Here is a 2,450-nt window from a genome sequence, read left to right as displayed (position 1 = left end):
CAGCATCGCCGCGCTGACCGTCGGCGGCGAGGACGACGACGGCAAGACTGCACGCGGCGCCAGCACGGCGGCCCCCGGAGTGAGCATGGCCTCGCCGCTGGCCCGGCTGACCTCGCACAGCCGCTGAGTGCACGGCTTGAAGTACTCAAGCCCTGACCCCACATGACTTTTGCCAAGCGGCGCTTCACTCACGACGATGTGTGRAGTGGGGCCGCCAGGCTCCGTTCAACTGCTACGCTAGCCGACCCATCACGCCAATGCCGGCCGGAAGGGGCGAATAAGACCCCATCGTCCTGGGAGGGACATGAAAGCTTCTTTTCTGAAACGCTGGCGCGTGCGCCTGATCGTCATCGCCGTGCTCGCTGCCGCTGGCGCCGCCTGGTGGTTCACTCGCACACCGCCCCCGCCTCCCCCTCCGCCCAGCGGCGTCGTCGCCCTGGCTGACGTGACCCAGACCGTGCAGGCCGCCGGCGTGCTTCAGGCCAAGACCCGCGTCGACGTCGGCGCCCAGGTCAGYGGCCAGGTCCAGACCATCCACATCGAGCTGGGCCAGCAAGTCAAGAAGGGCGACCTGCTCGTCAGCCTCGACCCCGAGCTGGCGCGCAGCGACGTGGCGCAAGCCGAAGCCGCCGTGGCCCAGGCCAGCGCGTCTATCGACAGCCGCCGCGTCGACGCCGAAGCCGCCCGCCGCGAACTCAAGCGCCAGCAGCGCCTGCTGGCTGGCCAGGCCACCTCGGGCAACGAAGCCGAGAAGGCCGAGATCGACATCGCCAAGATCGAAGCCGATCTGCGTGGCCAGGCCGCCAACCTCACGCGCCTGCAGGCCGAGCTGGACAAGAAGAAGGTCAGCCTCTCCTACACGCGCATCACCGCGCCCATGAATGGCACCGTCGTCAACCTGCCCGTGCAGGTGGGCCAGACGCTGATCTCGGTGCAGATCACGCCCGTCATCCTGACGCTGGCCGATCTGGACACCATCACCGTGCGCACCAAGGTGCCCGAGRCCGACATCCAGGCCATCAAGGTCGGCCAGACGGCGCGCTTCACCACGCTGTCGGGCGAAGGCAAGCGCTACGAGGGCAAGGTGCGCGTCATCCAGCCCGTGCCGGAGCGCGCGGGCAATGCGGTGTTCTACAACGTGCTGTTCGAGGTGGACAACCGCGAGCGGGCGCTGTTCAGCGACATGACGGTGCAGGTCGACATCGAGACGGGCTCGGCCAGGCAGGTGCTGGCCATGCCCATCGTCGCGCTGGGTGAACGCGGCAAGGACGGGCGCTTCACGGTGCAGGTGCTGGACGCGGCCAACAAGCAGACGCCGCGGCAGGTCAAGGTGGGCTTGCAGGACGGCGCCAAGGTGCAGGTGCTGGATGGCCTGAAGGCCGGCGAGAAGGTGCTGCTGGCGCCGCCGAGTGCGGCGGATGCGGCGGCGTCGGGTGCCAGCGCGGCAAGCAGCTGACATGGGCTTGGTAGCTTTCGACGCGGGCTGGTTGACGCCTACGCCCAGCCGGGAGTTCGTCCCGGCGGCCGACTCACTTTCTTGTGCGAACAAGAAAGTAAGCAAAGAAATCGCCCCTGTTCCGTCGCCCCTTCGCTTCGCTGCGGGGTCCCCTGCGATGCTCGAACTCCGAGGCCCGCGCAGAACTCCCTTCGCTACGCTGCGGTCAAACAGCTGCGCGGAGTCAGTTGACGAAGCGTGCTTCGCACGCGCCTCGGAGTTCTGCGCTTCTCGGCTCCTCCAAAGGGGAGCCCCGGAACAGCCGAACAGCCAACAGCCAARCYCGAAAGCCGGCTGGCCCCGGCTGCTCAATCACCCCCCTTTTAGCGCCGCCGAGGAGCACAGGGCCTTGAGGCCGTGCGCGAAGCGCACTTCGTCAACTGACTCCGTGCGGCTGTCTGACCGGAGCGTAGCGGAGGGAGTTCCGCACGGGGCCTCAAGGTCTGAGCACCGCAGGGAACCCCGCAGCGCAGCGAAGGGGCGGCGCGGTCAGGGGCGACTTTTTGCCTTCTTTTTGGTCGCTCAAAAAGAAGGTCGCCCGCCGGGGCGACGTCCCGGCATGGGCCTAGCCAAGAACACACCGCAGCCGGAGGCCTCCAAATGCCTCTGATCGAACTCAACAACGTCGCCCGCCACTACCAACTCGGCGAGATCGACGTCCCCGCGCTGGACGGCGTCAGCCTCAACATCGAGGCCGGCGAATTCGTTGCCATCATGGGTCAGTCCGGCTCCGGCAAGAGCACGCTGATGAACGTGCTCGGTTGCCTGGACAACCCCACCAGCGGCAGCTTCGTCATCGACGGCAAGGACGCCAGCACCCTCGGCCCTGACGAGCTCGCCGCCCTGCGCCGCGAACGCTTCGGGTTCATTTTCCAGCGCTACCACCTGCTGCCCCACCTGGACGCGCGCGCCAACGCCGCCCTGCCCGCCGTCTATGCGGGCGTCGGCACCGGCG

At 67.8% G+C, this 2,450-nt stretch carries 2 protein-coding genes; both read left to right on the top strand.

Going from position 1 to position 2,450, the window contains the following annotated elements; all coding sequences use genetic code 11:
• Positions 1 to 304: 304 nt before the first annotated feature.
• Complete coding sequence (locus AC1DU6_RS27360) at positions 305 to 1,456, top strand: efflux RND transporter periplasmic adaptor subunit (RefSeq protein ID WP_477860971.1); 1,152 nt, start codon at positions 305 to 307, stop codon at positions 1,454 to 1,456.
• A 639-nt stretch (positions 1,457 to 2,095) separates the two neighbouring features.
• Positions 2,096 to 2,450, top strand: a 355-nt coding sequence (locus AC1DU6_RS27355) for an ABC transporter ATP-binding protein (protein WP_477860969.1), incomplete at its 3' end; no start/stop codon positions are given.

The organism is Roseateles sp. P5_B10 (assembly GCF_056400485.1).
The sequence above is the reverse complement of the archived record's forward strand: the minus strand, read 5'-3'. Positions and strand labels throughout refer to the sequence as shown.